The organism is Serratia grimesii NBRC 13537, assembly GCF_001590905.1.
Classification (GTDB): domain Bacteria; phylum Pseudomonadota; class Gammaproteobacteria; order Enterobacterales; family Enterobacteriaceae; genus Serratia; species Serratia grimesii.
This window is the reverse complement of record NZ_BCTT01000005.1, coordinates 210,638-228,297: the sequence shown is the minus strand read 5'-3', so window position 1 is coordinate 228,297 and position 17,660 is coordinate 210,638. Positions and strand designations below refer to the sequence as shown.

General features: G+C 53.2%; 14 protein-coding genes. 7 read left to right on the top strand and 7 right to left on the bottom strand.

Annotated features, from left to right (window positions below):
* Nucleotides 1-88 precede the first annotated feature (88 nt).
* The 4 genes from galE to ybbA form a co-directional block, all read right to left on the bottom strand.
* Complete coding sequence (galE, locus tag SGR01S_RS05860; protein ID WP_061806828.1) at nt 89-1,105, bottom strand: UDP-glucose 4-epimerase GalE; 1,017 nt, start codon at nt 1,103-1,105, stop codon at nt 89-91.
* A 60-nt stretch (nt 1,106-1,165) separates the two neighbouring features.
* Complete coding sequence (locus SGR01S_RS05855) at nt 1,166-2,572, bottom strand: sugar porter family MFS transporter (RefSeq protein ID WP_061806827.1); 1,407 nt, start codon at nt 2,570-2,572, stop codon at nt 1,166-1,168.
* A gap of 421 nt (nt 2,573-2,993) precedes the next feature.
* On the bottom strand, nt 2,994-5,426 hold the full coding sequence (gene ybbP, locus SGR01S_RS05850; RefSeq protein ID WP_061806826.1) for a putative ABC transporter permease subunit YbbP: 2,433 nt from the start codon (nt 5,424-5,426) through the stop codon (nt 2,994-2,996).
* Nucleotides 5,423-6,109, bottom strand: coding sequence for a putative ABC transporter ATP-binding protein YbbA (ybbA, locus tag SGR01S_RS05845; RefSeq protein ID WP_037417885.1), 687 nt, complete (start codon nt 6,107-6,109; stop codon nt 5,423-5,425). The genes ybbP and ybbA overlap by 4 nt, the downstream gene beginning before the upstream one ends.
* On the opposite strand from ybbA, the gene tesA reads away from it, so the two are divergent.
* From tesA to SGR01S_RS05830, 3 genes are all read left to right on the top strand, one after another.
* A complete protein-coding gene (gene tesA / locus SGR01S_RS05840; RefSeq protein WP_061806825.1) occupies nt 6,080-6,718 on the top strand; it encodes a multifunctional acyl-CoA thioesterase I/protease I/lysophospholipase L1 in 639 nt (212 codons plus the stop codon). The two genes, ybbA and tesA, sit on opposite strands and share 30 nt — an antisense overlap.
* A 25-nt stretch (nt 6,719-6,743) precedes the next feature.
* Nucleotides 6,744-7,520: an SDR family oxidoreductase gene (locus SGR01S_RS05835; protein ID WP_061806824.1), complete on the top strand. Its 777-nt coding sequence runs from the start codon at nt 6,744-6,746 to the stop codon at nt 7,518-7,520.
* Nucleotides 7,521-7,599: 79 nt separating this feature from the next.
* A complete protein-coding gene (locus SGR01S_RS05830) occupies nt 7,600-8,454 on the top strand; it encodes a co-chaperone YbbN (protein ID WP_061806823.1) in 855 nt (284 codons plus the stop codon).
* A gap of 125 nt (nt 8,455-8,579) precedes the next feature.
* Here SGR01S_RS05830 and cfa read toward each other — a convergent pair whose 3' ends face one another.
* Complete coding sequence (gene cfa, locus SGR01S_RS05825; RefSeq protein WP_037417871.1) at nt 8,580-9,731, bottom strand: cyclopropane fatty acyl phospholipid synthase; 1,152 nt, start codon at nt 9,729-9,731, stop codon at nt 8,580-8,582.
* Between the two features lie 240 nt (nt 9,732-9,971).
* Between cfa and SGR01S_RS05820 the strand changes: the two genes are divergently transcribed.
* Complete coding sequence (locus SGR01S_RS05820; protein WP_037417867.1) at nt 9,972-10,877, top strand: SPFH domain-containing protein; 906 nt, start codon at nt 9,972-9,974, stop codon at nt 10,875-10,877.
* Nucleotides 10,878-10,879: 2 nt separating this feature from the next.
* Nucleotides 10,880-11,350 carry an NfeD family protein gene (locus tag SGR01S_RS05815; protein ID WP_037417864.1) on the top strand — a complete coding sequence of 157 codons (471 nt, stop codon included), beginning with the start codon at nt 10,880-10,882 and terminating at the stop codon, nt 11,348-11,350.
* 34 nt (nt 11,351-11,384) lie between these two features.
* On the opposite strand, the gene SGR01S_RS05810 is transcribed toward SGR01S_RS05815, so the two are convergent.
* Nucleotides 11,385-13,151, bottom strand: coding sequence for a putative phage tail protein (locus tag SGR01S_RS05810; protein WP_061806822.1), 1,767 nt, complete (start codon nt 13,149-13,151; stop codon nt 11,385-11,387).
* A gap of 145 nt (nt 13,152-13,296) precedes the next feature.
* Nucleotides 13,297-13,704, bottom strand: a complete 408-nt coding sequence (gene cueR, locus SGR01S_RS05805; protein WP_061806821.1) for a Cu(I)-responsive transcriptional regulator — start codon at nt 13,702-13,704, stop codon at nt 13,297-13,299.
* A 108-nt stretch (nt 13,705-13,812) separates the two neighbouring features.
* Here cueR and copA point away from each other — a divergent pair, with 108 nt between their 5' ends.
* Both copA and SGR01S_RS05795 read left to right on the top strand, forming a co-directional pair.
* Nucleotides 13,813-16,536, top strand: coding sequence for a copper-exporting P-type ATPase CopA (gene copA / locus SGR01S_RS05800; protein ID WP_061806820.1), 2,724 nt, complete (start codon nt 13,813-13,815; stop codon nt 16,534-16,536).
* Nucleotides 16,537-16,696: 160 nt separating this feature from the next.
* Nucleotides 16,697-17,500 (top strand): TraB/GumN family protein, encoded by an 804-nt coding sequence (locus tag SGR01S_RS05795; RefSeq protein WP_037417851.1) that lies wholly within the window; start codon nt 16,697-16,699, stop codon nt 17,498-17,500.
* Nucleotides 17,501-17,660: the final 160 nt, after the last annotated feature.

Genomic DNA, 17,660 nt, shown 5'->3' with positions numbered 1-17,660 from the left:
GAATATCTCGGGTTCAAAGACAACATTTTCATCAAACTCAAAGGGTTCAACTCATAGAGCTGAACCCTTTTTTATTGCCGATGAAAAGCTAGCGGCGATAGCCCTGCGGATTTTTGCTTTGCCAATTCCAGGTATCACGCATCATCACATCCAACCCGCGCTGAACTTGCCAACCCAGTTCTTTTTTCGCTAACCCCGCATCGGCCCAGAAGGCAGGTAAGTCGCCCGCACGACGCGGTAAAATCTGATAAGGAATGGTAACGCCCGAGGCTTTTTCAAACGCCTTCACCATTTCCAGCACCGAATAACCTACCCCGGAACCCAGATTATAGGCTTTGAAACCAGCTATCTGCGGTAAGTAATCCATCGCTGCCAAGTGGCCCTGCGCCACATCCATCACATGAATGTAGTCACGCACGCCCGTACCATCTTTAGTGGGATAGTCGCCGCCAAACACACTCAACGTTTCCCGTTGACCAATGGCCACCTGGGCAATGTAAGGCAGCAGGTTATTAGGGATGCCGCTAGGGTCTTCGCCAATCAAACCGGACTCATGCGCGCCCACCGGGTTAAAGTAGCGGAGTGCAATGATAGAGAATGCCGGTTCGGCCTTGGCAAAATCCTGCAGGATATGCTCTACCATCCACTTGGACGTACCGTAAGGACTGGTGGTGCCGCCGATCGGCATATCTTCCCGGTAAGGGACCGGGGCGTGCTCACCGTATACTGTGGCGGAGGAGCTGAAGATAAACTGATGGACACCCGCTTGCCGCATCGCTTCCAGTAACACCAGCGTGCCTGCCACGTTGTTTTGATAATATTCCAGGGGCTTTTGGGTGGACTCCCCCACCGCCTTCAGGCCGGCAAAGTGGATCACCGAAATAACGTTGTTTTCCTCAAAGATGCGCTTCAGGCAACCGGCATCCTGCACATCTCCCTGATAGAACACTGCGGCTTTACCTGTCAGCTGTTCCACGCGGCGTAAAGACTCTTCAGATGCGTTGATCAAATTGTCCAACACCACCACATCTTCACCACGTTCCAACAAGCTCAGTACGGTGTGTGAACCAATGTACCCGGCGCCGCCGGTAACCAGAATCGTCATAATTTTCCCTTAATCAGTGTCTGGCGCAAAACCCGCCACATGGCGGGTCGCATGTATGACTTAACGTGAGCCAATTTTACGTAACGGTTTGCCAGCCATCAGGTTGCGCTCAATATGCTCCAGAGAGATATTCTTCGTTTCCGGGATCAGCGCCAGCGTGATGAAAATAAACACGACATTGAGTGCCGCATAAACCCAGAAGGTGTGAGCACTGCCCAGTGAATTCAGCATGGTCAGGAACGTCGCCCCTACGATCATGTTGGCAATCCAGTTGGTTGCTGTGGAACAGGTGATACCAAAATCGCGGCCCTTCAACGGTTGGATCTCTGAACACAGTACCCAAATCAGTGGGCCGGCACTCATGGCGAACCCGACAATAAACATCAACAGCATAATAATGGCGAAGTATTGTTCTGTCGGCGAATTCATCCCCACATTCATCATCGTCCCCAGCGCCCCCATGCCGACAGCCATGACGATAAAGCCCAGCGTCAGCGTCGGTTTGCGCCCCCAGCGATCAACCAAACCAATGGCGATAAAGGTGGCTAATACGTTAACCAACCCAACAATAACCGTGCCCCACATCTGCTGCGCAGTACTGGCAAAGCCCGCCAGACCAAAAATCTTCGGCGCGTAATACATGATGACGTTCATCCCGGTGAACTGTTGCATCACCTGTAGCAGCACGCCGAGGAAAACGGCACGTCGGAAATTCTTATTGTCCTTAAACAGCGTCCAACCACTTTGCTTCAGCTTAAGGCTCTCACGAATTTCGTTCAGTTCGTTCTGTGCCTGAGCACTACTGTCACGCAGTTTTTCCAAAACCTGACGCGCTTGCTCATGACGATTACGTGAAGCCAACCAGCGTGGGCTATCCGGCAGGAAAAACACCCCAATCAGCAGCAATACGGCAGGAATAGTGATCACCCCCAGCATCCAGCGCCAGGCACCGGTATAACTGAACGCGGTATCCGACAGGTAAGCGGCCAGGATCCCAATGGTGATCATCAATTGATACATAGAAATCATACTGCCGCGAATTTTTTCCGGCGCGATTTCAGACAGATAAATGGGTGCAGTGTAGGATGCGACACCTACCGCCAACCCAAGAAGAACGCGGGAGATCAGCAGTATTTCCACGTTTGGCGCCGCCGCAGAGCACAACGAGCCAAGTACAAACAGAACTGCACCAATCATCAGGCTGTATTTACGCCCGATGCGAAAGTTCATCCAACCGCTGCCAACAGCGCCGACCGCGGCGCCAAACATCATGGAGCTAACCACCCACTCCTGCTGAGAACTCGTGATATGGAACGAATCCGTAATAAATGGCAGAGCACCCGCAATAACGCCGATATCCAGACCAAACAGAAGCCCAGCCAGCGCAGCCAAAAAACAGACGAAAAAAGTCATACCTGCATTGTTTTGGCTTTTTTCCGCCGCCGCAACCTTGACGGTAGTACTCATACAGCCTCCGATCGATAACGTTCTTAAGTTGTCGTTATGATAGGAGGCAATTCATCCGAGAGAAGTGAGTGCGATCACATTAGTGGAAACGATTACATTATTTTATTTTTAACACACAAAAACCAACCAGACCATAAAATGACTTTTTATAATTGATTTTAATGAATAATAGTCATACTAATCCTTTTATCATAACGAGGCTGGTAACATCTTTTTACCATAACGCGCGGTATTCATTTTAGTAACCCTAACTATAAATGTAATCGATTTCACAGCATACTCTGCCAAAGGTGAGAGCCAATAGGCTAAGCGCGCAAATTAAATATGGGGAGTTATCAATACATGGGAGTGACAAGGTGAAAGGAACAATATTTGGTTCAGGCGGCCCAGATTACCTGAGCCGCCTGTTAATAACGGCAAGTTAACCGTCGTAACTGCGGAACAATGCCTGGCCACGCAACAACCGCACGCCCAGCCAACCACCACATAGCGACAGCAGCAACGCACTGAGTAACGGCAACGCCCACCACAGCACAGGCGTCGGCGCCCATGGGAAGTCAAACACCTGGCTCTGCAACAGCCACAACGCCGCTTCTGCGCCCACCGCGGCGGCAATGCCAGCTACCAGCCCCAGCAGGGCAAACTCGCACCACAACGTACTGCGTAACAGTCGCTTGCCAGCCCCCAACGTGCGGTACACCACCAGTTCCTGACGCCGTTGGCGCATACCTACCTGCACCTGCGCCATCAGTAGCAAACCGCCGCAAAGCACCACCAACACTACCATCACTTCCAGCGCGCGACTCACCTGCTGCAACACGCCGCCCACCTGTTTAAGGATCGAACCTATGTCCAGCAGGCTGAGCGTCGGGAACTGCCGATTAAGCTGGGTCAACATCTGCCCGTCCCCGTCGTAGCGGAAACTGGTGAGCCAGGTTTGTGGCTGGCCATCCAATGCACCCGGCGGGAAGATGAAATAGAAGTTCGGTTTCAGACTTTCCCAATCCACCTGCCGCAGGCTAGTGACTTTGGCGCTGAATGACTGGGTATCACCGCTGAAGGTCAGGGTATCGCCCAATTTGACCTTGAGCCGCCCGGCAATGCCCTGATCCATCGAGACTTCCCCAGCCTTCGGCGGCCAACTGCCTGCCAGCAAAGGGTTGTGCGCTGGCAAATCCGCCAGCCAGGTCAGGTTCAGCTCACGATTTACCGCCTCGCCGCCCGGATCGTCCTCATGCACCCGCTCGGTCGCCACCTGTTGGTTAATCTCCGTAAGGCGCACACGGACAATCGGGTAATAGGTTTCCGGTTTAATTTGATGCTGTTGCAGGAAGGTTTTCACCTGTGGCACCTGCGCTTCGGTCATGTTTAGCAAGAAGTAGTTCGGGCTATCCGGCGGCAGTTGCTGCTGCCAACGCTCAAGCAAATCACCGCGCAGAACCAGTAGTAACGCCAGCAACATGAACGACAGTGAAAAAGCCGCCAGTTGGCTGATCGTGACCCAGGGCTGATGCAGCAGCCGATTAACCGCCAGCCGCAGAGCAAGGTTTTTCAGCGTAATACGGCGTAGCAATAGCAAACTGCCCCAACCAATACCGCCCAACAACAAGGCCAGCACCAAAATACCGGCGAGGATAGACCACAACAGCGTGCTGGCTCCCATCAGCGCGATCAGCAATACCACGACAATCAACGCCGTCGCCGGCAGGAAATAGCGCAGTGGCCAGACATTGGCCACCACATCACGGCGCAATACCCGGAGTGGTTGAGTCGCCAGTAGCTGACGGTATGGGCGTAACCCCACCAGCAGCGAAATCATCAGCAACGCACCAATTGCCCATAGCCACGGCCAGGTTCCCGCCGCGGGCAGTTCAGCTGGCAGCACAGGTGCCAGCAACCGGATTAACACGGCTTCAAACCCTAGCCCGATCAGTCCACCACAGGCGGCTGCCAGCAGAATCACTGCCAGCCACTGGCCAACAATCAACTTACGCAACGCGCTGCGACCCGCCCCCAGCGTTTTTAATACAGCGATCAGATCGTAACGACTACGGCAATAGTGGCTCATCGCCACGGCCACGGCGGCAATAGATAACAGCAGTGTCAGCAGCGCCGACAGCAACAGGAACTGCTGCGAACGCTGTAATGATTTACCCAACGCACTGCCAGACTCCTGCGGCCCAAACCAGCGCTGATCGGGTTTAAGTTGTGGTGTCAGCCGGGCCTCGTAACGCTGAATATCCTGCGGAGTACCGGCAAACATATACCGATAAGTCAGCCGACTGCCCGGCTGTACTGCCCCGGTTTTGTCCACGTCCGCCAGATTGATCATAATACGTGGCGCGGTCTGGAACGGGTTGAAGCCCGAATCTGGCTCCTGAATTATTTCACCGACGATACGCAGACGAGTATCACCAACATCCAGCGTATCCCCCACCTTGACGTTCAGCAGCGCCAGCAAACGTGGGGCGACCAATACATTACCCGGTGCCAGTTGGACGTTGGCAGGATGGGTTTCCAGCTTGCCGTACAGCGGATAGGCCAGGTCAGTGGCCTTCACATCCGCCAACTGGGGCCGATCCCCGGCATAGGTCATGGTGGTGAACGACAACTGTCGACTGACTTTCAGTCCTTGTTGCTGCGCGTCCAACAACCAGCCTTCAGGTACCGGACGAGCGCTCCGCAATACTCGGTCGCCCGCGATAAAATCACGGCTCTGCTGGCTCAGGCCCTTATCCATACGATCACTGATGCTGCCCAGTGCCAATACACAAGCCATCGACAGCGTCAGTGCTAACCAAACGATCAGCAGTGACGGCGAGCGCCACTCCCGCCAAAACCAACGCCAGATCATACTTCCTCCCACAGCTTGCCTTCGCGCAGGCGCAACCGCCGCTGGCAGCGTGCCGCCAGCGTTTCATCATGGGTCACCAGGATTAGCGTGGTGGAAAAATCACGGTTAAGGGAAAACAGTAAATCGGCAATGCGTTCGCCTGTCTGGCGATCAAGGTTCCCGGTCGGTTCATCGGCAAACAGCACCCGTGGCCGACCGCTAAACGCCCGCGCCAACGCTACCCGCTGCTGCTCGCCACCAGAAAGCTGCGCCGGCAGGTGAGTCAGACGTTTACCCAACCCAAGTTGTTCCAGCAACTGCACCGCCTGCTCGCGGCTCTGACGATCGCTTTCACCACGCAATAACGCCGGTAACTGCACGTTCTCCAGTGCGTTCAGCGTGGGTACCAACATAAATGACTGAAATACAAAGCCGACATTTTTAGCACGTAGCGCGGCGCGGCCCTCTTCATCCAGTGCGGTCAGCGATTCGCCCAACAAATACACGTCCCCTTCACTGCCGTCGTCCAGCCCGGCGAGGATCCCCAGCAACGTTGATTTGCCCGAGCCGGACTCGCCAATCAGGGCAATTGTCTGTGCGGGTTTGACAACCAGCTCGACTCCGGTAAGGATGGAGAGCTGATGCTCACCCTGACCAACGTGTTTACTAAGATGATGAACTTCAAGAACGTTTTCCGCTGGCATCTTCCCTTCCTTTTGCTGTTGGGATTATTCAGTTTACGCGCTGTCGCCGCCGATACATTATTGATTTTAGGCGACAGTTTAAGCGCCGGTTACCGCTTGCCGGTGGCGCAAGCCTGGCCGACGTTGCTGGCCGAGCAATGGCAGAAAAAACCGGGTGATCCGCAACTGGTCAATGCCAGTATCAGCGGCGACACCGCCGCACAAGGACTGGCGCGACTGCCTGAGTTACTGAAACAACACCAGCCACGCTGGGTGCTGATCGAACTGGGTGCCAACGACGGTCTACGCGGCTTCCCGGCGCAGGACCTGCAGCGCGATCTTAGCCAAATCATCACGTTGGTGCAGCAAGCTGGCGCACAGCCGCTGCTGATGCAGATCCGTATTCCCCCCAACTATGGCCGCCGTTATACCGAAGCCTTTAGCGCGATTTACCCAGCGCTGGCTAAGCAGTTCAACATTCCGCTACTGCCGTTCTACATGGAACAGGTGGTGATTAAGTCGGAATGGATGCAGGATGACGGATTGCATCCCAATAAGGATGCCCAACCGTTTATCGCCACCTGGATGGCGGAACGCCTGGAACCTCTAGTAAAACATGAGTCTAATTAAATAGGGTTGTACACTAGGTAAAGTTATGCAAAAAGCAGTGTTGATAACCGGCTGTTCCAGCGGGATTGGATTAATTGCAGCGCAGGATCTGCGTAACCGCGGTTACCGGGTGCTGGCCGCCTGTCGCAAGCCACAAGACGTGGAAAATATGCGTCAGCTTGGACTAGAAGGCATTGAGCTGGACCTGGACGACAGTGCCAGCGTCGAGCGTGCCGCCGCCCAGGTGATCGAACTGACCGGCGGCCGCCTGTATGGGCTGTTCAACAACGGCGGTTTTGGCGTTTACGGCCCGCTGAGCAGCATTTCCCGTCAGCAGTTGGAACGGCAGTTCGCCACCAATCTGTTCGGCACCCATCAATTAACCCAGTTGCTGTTGCCGGCGATGCTGCCGCACGGCGAGGGTCGTATTATTCAGACCAGTTCGGTGATGGGGCTGGTGTCCAGTGCCGGGCGCGGTGCCTATGCCGCCAGCAAGTTTGCGCTGGAAGCCTGGTCCGACGCGCTGCGGATGGAACTGCACGGCACAGGTATTCAGGTCAGCCTGATTGAACCCGGCCCAATTTCCACCCACTTTACTCAAAACGTCAATCAGGCGCAGAGTGATAAGCCGGTGCATAACCCCGGTATCGCCAAGCGTCTGACGCTGCCACCAGAGGCCATTTTACCCAAATTACGCCACGCGTTGGAAAACCCGAAGGCAAAACTGCGGTATCCGGTGACCCTGCTGGCGCACGCGCTCACCGTATTACGACGCATTCTGCCTGGCCGTTGCCTGGACTGGGTGTTGCGCAGCAACGGTTAATTTGGCCGACGGGGTTGAAGAATGCCTCTTCGCCCCCATTTCAATGCCAATGGCTCCGCAAGATCAGAGAGAAAATTACATGCTAGCTCAAGCTGTTGTTGATATTAACGAAACAAACCTGCACCAGACGCTGGAACAATCAATGTCCATGCCGGTGGTGTTCTACTTCTGGTCGGATCGCAGCCAACACTGTCTGCAACTCACCCCGATACTCGATAAGCTGGCGGCGGAATATGCCGGTCAATTTCTGCTGGCAAAAGTAGATTGTGACACCGAACAAGCCATTGCCGCCCAATTTGGCCTGCGCTCGCTGCCGACGGTATATCTGTTCAAAGATGGTCAGCCGGTCGACGGTTTCCAAGGCCCACAGCCGGAAGAGATGATCCGTGAACTCCTGCAACGTTTCCTGCCGAAGGAAGAAGACCTGAAACTGGCTCAGGCGACCGAGCTGTTGGCAGAAGGCAATGCGGCAGAAGCACTACCGCTGTTGAAAGACGCCTGGCAAGCCAGCCAGCAACGCAGTGATATCGGTTTGACGCTGGCAGAAACCCAGATCGCGCTGAACCGCACAGAAGATGCCGAAGCCGTGCTGGCGACCATTCCTTTGCAGGATAAAGATACCCGTTATCAGGGCCTGCTGGCGCAAATTGAACTGCTGAAACAGGCCGCTGACACGCCGGAAATTCAGCTGTTGCAACAGCAAGTGGAGCAGCAACCGGAAAACGTCGATTTAGCCGTGCAATTAGCACTGCAACTGCATCAGGTTGGGCGTAATGAAGAGGCGCTGGAACTGTTGATGGGGCATCTGAAGAAAGATCTCGCCGCCGCCAACGGTAATGCGCGTAAAACGCTGATGGATATTTTGGCCGCGCTGGGCACCGGCGACGCGCTGGCGGGTAAGTATCGTCGTCAGCTCTACTCACTGCTCTACTAAATATCCGTCATACGTGAAGCTGCATCTCGGCGGCAAACGTGAGAAGCCCTGGGAGCTTAGATAACTAAGTAACCAGGGTTCGAATATGTAGCCAACAACGCTTTAGCTGGAAAGACGAAGGGGATTTAGCGGTAAACTCGTGCCCCACCTTCAACGCCTTTCGGGCTGAACAACACCTGCCACAGCTGAATATCACGCGAGCGGAATGCTCCGGCACAGGCGTTCAGATAATAGGTGAACATCCGTTCGAAACGCTCAGAATACCCCTCGGACAACATCGGCCACGCTTGTTTGAAGTTCTCATACCAAGCCATCAGCGTCCGATCATAGTCAGCACCAATGTTGTGCCAATCTTCCATCACAAAACGCCCTTCACTGGCTTCGGCAATATGGCGTACCGAAGGCAAGCAACCATTGGGGAAGATATATTTGTCTATCCAGGCATCGACGTGGAGATTAGTTTGGTTGGCACCAATAGTGTGGAGCAGGAAAAGGCCGTCGGGTTTGAGATTACGTGACGCGACACGGAAATAAGTGTCGTAGTTTTTTGGCCCCACGTGTTCAAACATGCCGACAGAAACAATGCGGTCAAACTGGCGGTTCAAGTCACGGTAATCCTGCAACAGTATTTCGACGTCAAGGCCAGCACAGCGTTCTTGCGCCAACTTTTGCTGCTCAGCCGAAATGGTCACACCGTGCACTGATACGCCGTAGTTTTCTGCCGCATACTGCGCCAAGCCGCCCCATCCGCAACCAATGTCCAGCAATGACATCCCCGGTTTCAATTGCAGCTTTTCGCAGATCATTTTCAGCTTGGCTAACTGCGCCTGTTCCAGCGTTTCTGCGTCCTTCCAGTAACCACAGGAATATTGCATATAGGGATCGAGCATCGCGCGGAACAAGTCATTGCCGATGTCGTAATGTTCTTTGCCCACCTGCCAGGCACGTTTACGAGACTGACGATTGAATAACCGGGCATAGGCGATGCGCGCAATGTCACTCAGGTTTTTTGGCAACCGCTCATCAACGCCGGCTTGCAGAATGCGGGTAAATAACCCATCCAACCGCTCGCAATCCCACCAACCGTCCATATAACTTTCACCAAACCCGAGCGACCCTTCCTGCAAAATGCGTTTAAACAAGGCGGGGTTATGTACCTTGATGTCACAGGCACGGCTGCCGTTGATAGTAATACCCGCTGCGGACAGTAATTCTTCCACAATGCGATACCAACGATCTTTTTTCGGGGCAAGTTCATCAACACTGATTGAGTCCATAACAATCCTTGGCAAGATGTCATTTCAAAAAGCATAGTCGCAAATAAAAATGACAAATATTTGAAGTGAAAAGCGACATTGCTTTTTACTGTAGCCAAGGCAGACAACATCATGAAATGAATTAAAATTATTGGAAACATGCCTATTTGGAATGTTAATTGTTCAATGCCCCCGATTTATTAGTCTTTACACGGCAGCTGGCGTAATATCTGTTTACATATGTCTGACAGGAGGTTTGCCATGTTTACCCTTATCCCAATCGTGATTGTCGTCGCGCTAATCATCGTATTCGCTGGCGTCAAAATTGTTCCGCAAGGGTTCCAATGGACGGTGGAGCGTTTCGGCCGATATACCAAAACGCTGATGCCTGGTTTGAACCTGGTGGTGCCGTTTATGGATCGCATCGGCAGAAAAATTAATATGATGGAGCAGGTGCTGGACATTCCTTCACAGGAAATCATCTCGCGCGATAACGCCAACGTCGCTATCGATGCAGTGTGTTTTATTCAGGTCGTCGATCCAGCACGTGCCGCCTATGAGGTCAGCAACCTGGAACTGGCAATCGTCAACCTGACCATGACCAACTTCCGTACTGTGCTTGGCTCCATGGAGCTGGACGAAATCCTCTCGCAACGTGACAGCATCAACAGCCGTTTACTGCACATCGTCGACGAAGCCACTAACCCGTGGGGCATTAAAATCACCCGTATCGAGATCCGCGATGTACGCCCACCGGCCGAATTGATTGCCTCAATGAACGCCCAGATGAAAGCTGAGCGGACCAAGCGTGCAGACATTCTGGAGGCCGAAGGGGTACGCCAGGCAGCCATTCTTCGTGCAGAAGGTGACAAGCAATCACAAATTTTGAAAGCGGAAGGCGAACGTCAATCGGCATTCTTGCAGGCGGAAGCGCGTGAACGTGCCGCAGAAGCAGAAGCCCGAGCCACGCAACTGGTTTCCGACGCGATCGCCAGCGGCAATATCCAGGCGGTAAACTACTTTGTGGCGCAGAAGTACACCGATGCGTTGCAGAAAATCGGCTCCGCTAACAACAGTAAAGTCGTCATGATGCCGCTGGATGCTAGCAGCCTGCTTGGTTCAATAGGTGGCATTGCCGAACTGTTGAAAGAGACCAAAGGCAAGTAATCATGCTCGAACAGATTGCAGCAAACCCACATTGGTTCTGGCTTTCCCTCGGCGGGCTGTTGCTGGCGGCAGAAATGCTTGGCGCCAGTGGCTACCTGTTATGGAGCGGTGTGTCTGCGGTGGTGGTCGGTGCAATTGTCTGGCTATTACCGCAGTTGGCCTGGGAATGGCAGGGGGTGATCTTTTCCGTGCTGACGGTTGTCGTGGCCTATCTGTGGTGGTACTGGCTACGTCAACGCCCGGCTGCGCCCTCTAGCGGTTCGCAGGTGCTAAATCAGCGTAATCGTCAGTTGATAGGCACCCGCGCTACACTGACAGAACCGATGCACAATGGCATGGGCCGCATTAACATCGGCGACAGCAGTTGGCGTGCACAAGCCAATGAAGACCTGGCTGTGGGCACCGAAGTCGAAGTGATCGCTGTCGAAGGCATCACTCTGGTGATCCGCGCACTACCCCAACAATCCCGTTAAATCATTAAGCCGGGGTTACCCCGGCTTATTTTATCTATGCCATTAATTCCGAACTGAGAATGATGACTTTTGAGGTGGCAGGATAGGCCACTTTCCACGGCAGACTGTCGGATGGATAGTGTTCAATGGTTAACCGTGTATCTGTACCTCGAATGCTCGGCAGGATTGTAGGGTTACCTTTAATTTGCCAGGTTTTAACGAGTGAAGCTCCGTCTCCAAATAATTTAACTGCTGAGTCAATGGCATCTGCCGTTTGTTGAATGGTCAAATTCTGCGGCAGTTGGGTGACACTTGCTGTAGTTTGCAAACAAACGGACTTGTTGTTGTTCACAATAAGACTCTCAATGTTAGCATTTTCCTCCATCAACACTACAGGCAGCATGTTATTTGCCGACTTACTGTTAAATACCAAGCTACCAATTGATGCTGATTTCTTAATACTACAAAGGCTCCCACCGCTGCCGAAGGCGCTTGCATACTCATTAACTATAATCTGATCTATAATCAGGCCACTCATATTAAGATCTAAAGCTTTATTACCAATCAGGCGTCCAAAAGTTAATTTACCAATGCGGCAATCCGACTGAGTACCCGATGCACTTAATCCTGGATGCACTCGGCATGAGGCGATAGAAATATTATCAATAAGATTATTTTTTGATCCATTATGTATTTCCACCCCTCGAATACAATGCCCAACAGTAACATTATTGATACGGTGCCTGCTGCCACCGGCATACACTGCCGGTGCACCATTTAAGATGGCAGAAGCATTTGTCTGTTCAAGATAGTAGCAGTCTCCTGCCTCAACGTTGTCACAAAAATTATTTTCACCATCAACAATAACGCCACCACCACCCCATACTCCACATTTTATATCAATGACATAACAATCAGAAGTGGTTCCATCGAGTTTACTGTCCTGCCCAAAAGCAATAATAGAACCAGACACATAACCCGGCTCAAAAGTACTGGCTGGGATCCCTGCCCCCACAATAGTGACTTTAGCAACAATATTTTTACTACCTTTAACTAAAATACCATCTCCAAGGCAATAACCACCGGTAATATTACTGACTACATTATCATTATTTTTAACAACAATTAAATTATCCCGGCACTCATCAATATCCACATCAAAAGCGACAGAATCGCCCATCAATACCATACCATCACAGAATCCCCGCACAGTCATATGATAGAAATAACTTTTATCCCCAGCAACAAATCCGTTATGTGCAGAAACCTGATGATAAACACTTTCACGCTTTACCCAGCCATAGAGCATACCGCCAAACATTTCCACGCCATGTAAATAGTCATAGGCTTCAGGTGTAGAGGTTTCATTGGCAAAAAATGGTTTCAGGTGGCCGGGTTTAGCTTTAATTGTTGCGCCATTAAGATTAATAACTTTCTTATTAGGATTCCCATTTCTAATTCGTACGGTGTCAGTCGTCATGTAGGTCGCACCTTGCTGACAAACTGTGTCGTATGTCGTCAAAAAGGCCGCGGTTAGCGCACTGGTATCATCTGTACTGCCATTCCCTCGTGCACCAAACATATTTGGTGATACCAAGTTGTTATTCAACACGCGAACCCATGTCCACTGTGAATTAGGCTTTATATAAATACCTGCATCATCAATAAGGCCAGGAGCATTGGAAGCAATGAAAACCCCGCCGCCCGATTGTAATTTATCGTCTCCGTGCCAGTCAGGATAGTAAGAAACAACCTCGATGGACTCCTCAGCAGAGGCAGGGATGATGGTTCGCAATGTTGCGATATCAGGGCAAATATTCATAACGGAAAACCTCTTAGTGAATGGAGTCCTCATGGACATGGCAACAGTAAGAGGTATTTCAACGGGGGGAAATGTAGGTAGGTTGTATGATTGTTCAGCGAACAAAAGCCGAGTCATCCAGCAGATAGTCGCTAAGCTAACTCCTTCACCTTTTCTCTGTATGGCAGCACCCTGCCAGATTATTAATGATTGGGCAGTCTGCCCCGTCATCGCCTGGGCACTGATCCGCCAGCGCCAGTAAACGCTGGCGCATCTCACCCAACTCAGTGATGTGCTTTTCAATATCCGCCACTTTTTGCAACGTGCGTGATTTTACATCCGCGCTATGACGGGCCGGATCATTGAATAAAGCCACCAGCTCTCGGCACTCATCCAGATTAAAGCCCACCTGCCGCGCCTGGCGTAACAACGTCAGTTCTTCGATGTGCTTCGGGCTGTAACTGCGGTATCCGTTATCGGTACGGATCGGTGTGGTCACCAAGCCTTTTTCTTCATAAAAGCGAATTGCCTTGCTGGTTAAGCCGGTTTTTTTTGCCACATCGCTGATATTCATTTTTCCCCCTTGACCTTCCCCTTGCTGGAAGGTTTAAGCTTCATTCTTAGTGAAAATAGGTCAAGCGGTCAACCTTTAAACACCGCACTTGAGCGAGGGAATCGAATCATGTCACAAACCACCGTGCTGGCATTGCAGGGGCTGACCTGCATGAATTGCGCACAACGGGTGAAAAAAGCCCTGGAAAGCCGCAATGATGTCGAACAGGCAGAGGTCAATGTCCATTATGCCAAGGTGACCGGCGATGCGCCGAGTCAGGCCCTGATCGACAGTGTGATTGCCGCTGGCTATCAGGCCGCTGTGGCGCAACACGCAGATACCGAGTTGCAGTTGAGTGGCCTAAGCTGCATGCACTGCGCCGCCAGTACTCGTAAAGCGTTGGAAGCTGTGCCGGGTGTGATCGCCGCCGATGTCAGCATTGATAGCGCCAAAGTTTATGGCGATGCGGGCCCCGAGGCGCTGATCGCCGCGGTAGAGGACGCCGGTTATCACGCCAGCGTCGCCGGAGCCATCAATCACCCAAAATCTGAGCCGTTGACTGAATCAGTCCCAACTTTGCCGGAAACCCAGGCAGCGGCCCCGTATTCCCTTCCAGCAGCCAATAACGAAAACGATGATGACAGCGTGCAACTGTTGCTCAGTGGCATGAGCTGCGCCAGCTGCGTCAGCAAAGTGCAGAACGCGCTGCAAAGCGTGCCGGGCGTAGAGCAAGCTCGCGTCAATTTAGCAGAGCGCAGCGCGCTGATCACCGGCAGTGCCGATCCGCAGACATTGGTCGCCGCAGTCGAAAAAGCCGGTTACGGCGCAGAAATGATCCAGGACGAAACCGAACGTCGCGAACGCCAACAGCAGACTGCGCAGGCTAACATGAAACGCTTCCGCTGGCAGGCCGCGCTGGGCCTGGCGCTGGGTATTCCGCTGATGGCCTGGGGCCTGTTCGGTGGCAGCATGTCTCTGACGCCGGAAACGCAGCGCCCGTGGCTGTTGGTCGGCCTGATTACACTGGCAGTGATGGTATTTGCCGGTGGGCACTTTTATCGTAACGCCTGGCGTGCGCTGATGAACGGTAGCGCTACCATGGACACGCTGGTGGCACTCGGCACCGGCGCCGCGTGGTTATATTCGATCAGCGTTAACCTGTGGCCAGACTTCTTCCCAATGGCGGCGCGGCATCTGTATTACGAAGCCAGTGCAATGATCATCGGGCTGATCAACCTGGGTCATGCGCTGGAACAACGCGCTCGCCAGCGCTCATCACAGGCGCTGGAACGTCTATTGGATCTGACGCCACCGACGGCACGGCTGGTGACCGAAGACGGTGAGAAAAGTATTCCGTTAGCGCAAGTGCAGCTCGGCATGACATTGCGGCTGACTACCGGTGATCGTATCCCGGTTGACGGTGAGATCATTCAGGGCGAAGTCTGGCTGGATGAAGCGATGCTGACCGGTGAGGCGGTACCTCAGCAGAAAAGCATTGGCGACACCGTTCATGCCGGTACGGTAGTCGATGATGGCACCGTACTGTTCCGTGCCGGTGCCATTGGCAGCAAAACCACGCTGGCGCGCATCATTAAGCTGGTGCGGCAAGCGCAAAGCAGCAAGCCGGAGATCGGCCAACTGGCGGACCGTATTTCTGCGGTATTCGTACCCGCGGTCGTGGCTATCGCGCTTTTCAGCGCCGCGATTTGGTACATTTTTGGCCCGCAGCCGCAATTGGTTTACACACTGGTGATCGCCACCACGGTACTGATTATCGCCTGCCCTTGTGCACTGGGTCTGGCAACGCCGATGTCGATCATCTCTGGCGTAGGACGCGCTGCGGAGTTTGGCGTGTTGGTCCGTGATGCCGATGCATTGCAGCAGGCAAGCCAACTGGACACATTAGTCTTCGATAAAACCGGTACCCTGACAGAAGGCCAGCCGCGCGTGGTGGAGATCCTCACCTTTAACCAGGTAGACGAACAACAGGTGGTGTCTTGGGCTGCCGCGTTGGAACAGGGAGCCAGCCACCCCTTGGCACGAGCCATCGTTGATCACGCAGCAGGGCAAACGCTGCCACAAGTCACGCAATTCCGCACGCTGCGGGGTGCTGGCGTCAGTGGCGAAGTGGACGGAGTGAAACTACTGCTGGGCAATGCAGCATTGTTGCAACAGCATCAGGCAGTGATAACCGCGGAGCTGGATGCTCAGATGCAGCAACAAGCGGAACGCGGTATTACGCCAGTACTGCTGGCCGTCGACGGTAAACCCGCTGCGTTGATCGCCATCCGCGATCCACTGCGCAGCGACAGCGTTGAGGCGCTGCAACGTTTACATCGCCAGGGCTATCAACTGGTGATGCTGACTGGTGACAACCCGGTGACGGCTAACGCCATTGCCAAAGAAGCCGGTATCGATCAGGTCATTGCCGGTGTGCTACCAGACGGTAAAGCCGAGGCAATTAAACAGTTGCAGGCACAGGGCCATCGGGTAGCCATGATCGGTGACGGCATCAACGATGCCCCTGCGCTGGCACAGGCCGATGTCGGCATCGCCATGGGCAGTGGCAGCGATATCGCTATTGAAACCGCCGCCATCACCCTGATGCGCCATAGCCTGAACGGCGTTGCCGATGCGCTGGAACTGTCGAAAGCCACTCTGCGGAATATGAAGCAGAATCTACTCGGGGCCTTTGTTTACAACACGCTCGGCATCCCAATTGCCGCCGGGGTGCTGTATCCGCTGACGGGTACCCTGCTCAGCCCAGTGGTGGCGGGTGCCGCTATGGCACTGTCTTCTATCACCGTCGTCAGTAACGCCAACCGGTTGCTGCGTTTTAAACCCAAACGCTGAATGCCAATGGGGCGCAAATCACTGCGCCCCGTTTCCTTTGGGATAATTCCTTCACTCTTCAGGCTTTCTTGTATGCCGCTTAGCGTTTAGCATGGGGAAAAGGTTACGCCCTTCCCCTTTCAAGCTGAAAGGCGAGCAAGTTCTCCAGGAGTCACGTTGTATGGGTCAACTGTTACGTCGTATCGCTGCCTTTCTCGGTCTGATTTCCCCAATGACCTACGCTTACCCGGCACTGGATATTCGCTTGCCTGGCGATCGTCAGTTCCATTTGGTCGGCAGTATTCATATGGGTACGGTTGATATGGCCCCACTGCCCGCTAAATTGGCCGCGCGCCTCAAGCAAGCAGATGCCTTGATTGTTGAAGCCGATATCACCGATTCCGCCTCTCCTTTCGACCACGTTGAACTGCAACCGGAACTTGAACAAAGACTCTCGGAGCCAGAGTTCCAGCAGCTATTAACGCTATGCCAGGAATTGGGTACCGATGCAGAATCGTTCTCTACCCTGCCTGGTTGGCAAGTGGCGTTGATGATGCAGGCGCGTCAGGCCCAACGATTAGGACTACGTGCTGAGTATGGGGTGGATTATCAGCTATTGCAGGCCGCAAGGGCGCAGCATAAAAAGGTGATCGAGTTAGAAGGTGCGCAGCAACAGTTGGCGATGCTGGAACAATTGCCGGAAGGCGGCATGGCGCTGTTGCGCGATACGCTGGAACACTGGCATACCAACGCCCGACTTCTGCAAACCATGGTAAGTTGGTGGCTGGACGCAAAACCCAGCGGCGCACTGGAAACGCTGCCCGCCACATTCAGCGCGGGTTTGTATGATGTGTTGATGCATCAACGCAATCGCGACTGGCGTAAAAAGCTGGAGAAATTACCGGCTGGCAATTACGTGGTAGCTGTAGGTGCATTGCATTTGTACGGCGAAGATAACCTGCCAGCGATGCTGCAAGCAGAGTAAAAAAGTGGCCAATATCGCTACTGGCCAGTCAAAGAGGAATTTCTTGTATTTTAGTTATACGCATAGCAACCGTGTTAACGGTTACAATAGACAGGGTAGCAACCCAGTGAACATCTTGGCAACCCGCTTTACGTAACAGTCTCTCAGGTTGCTGTTACCG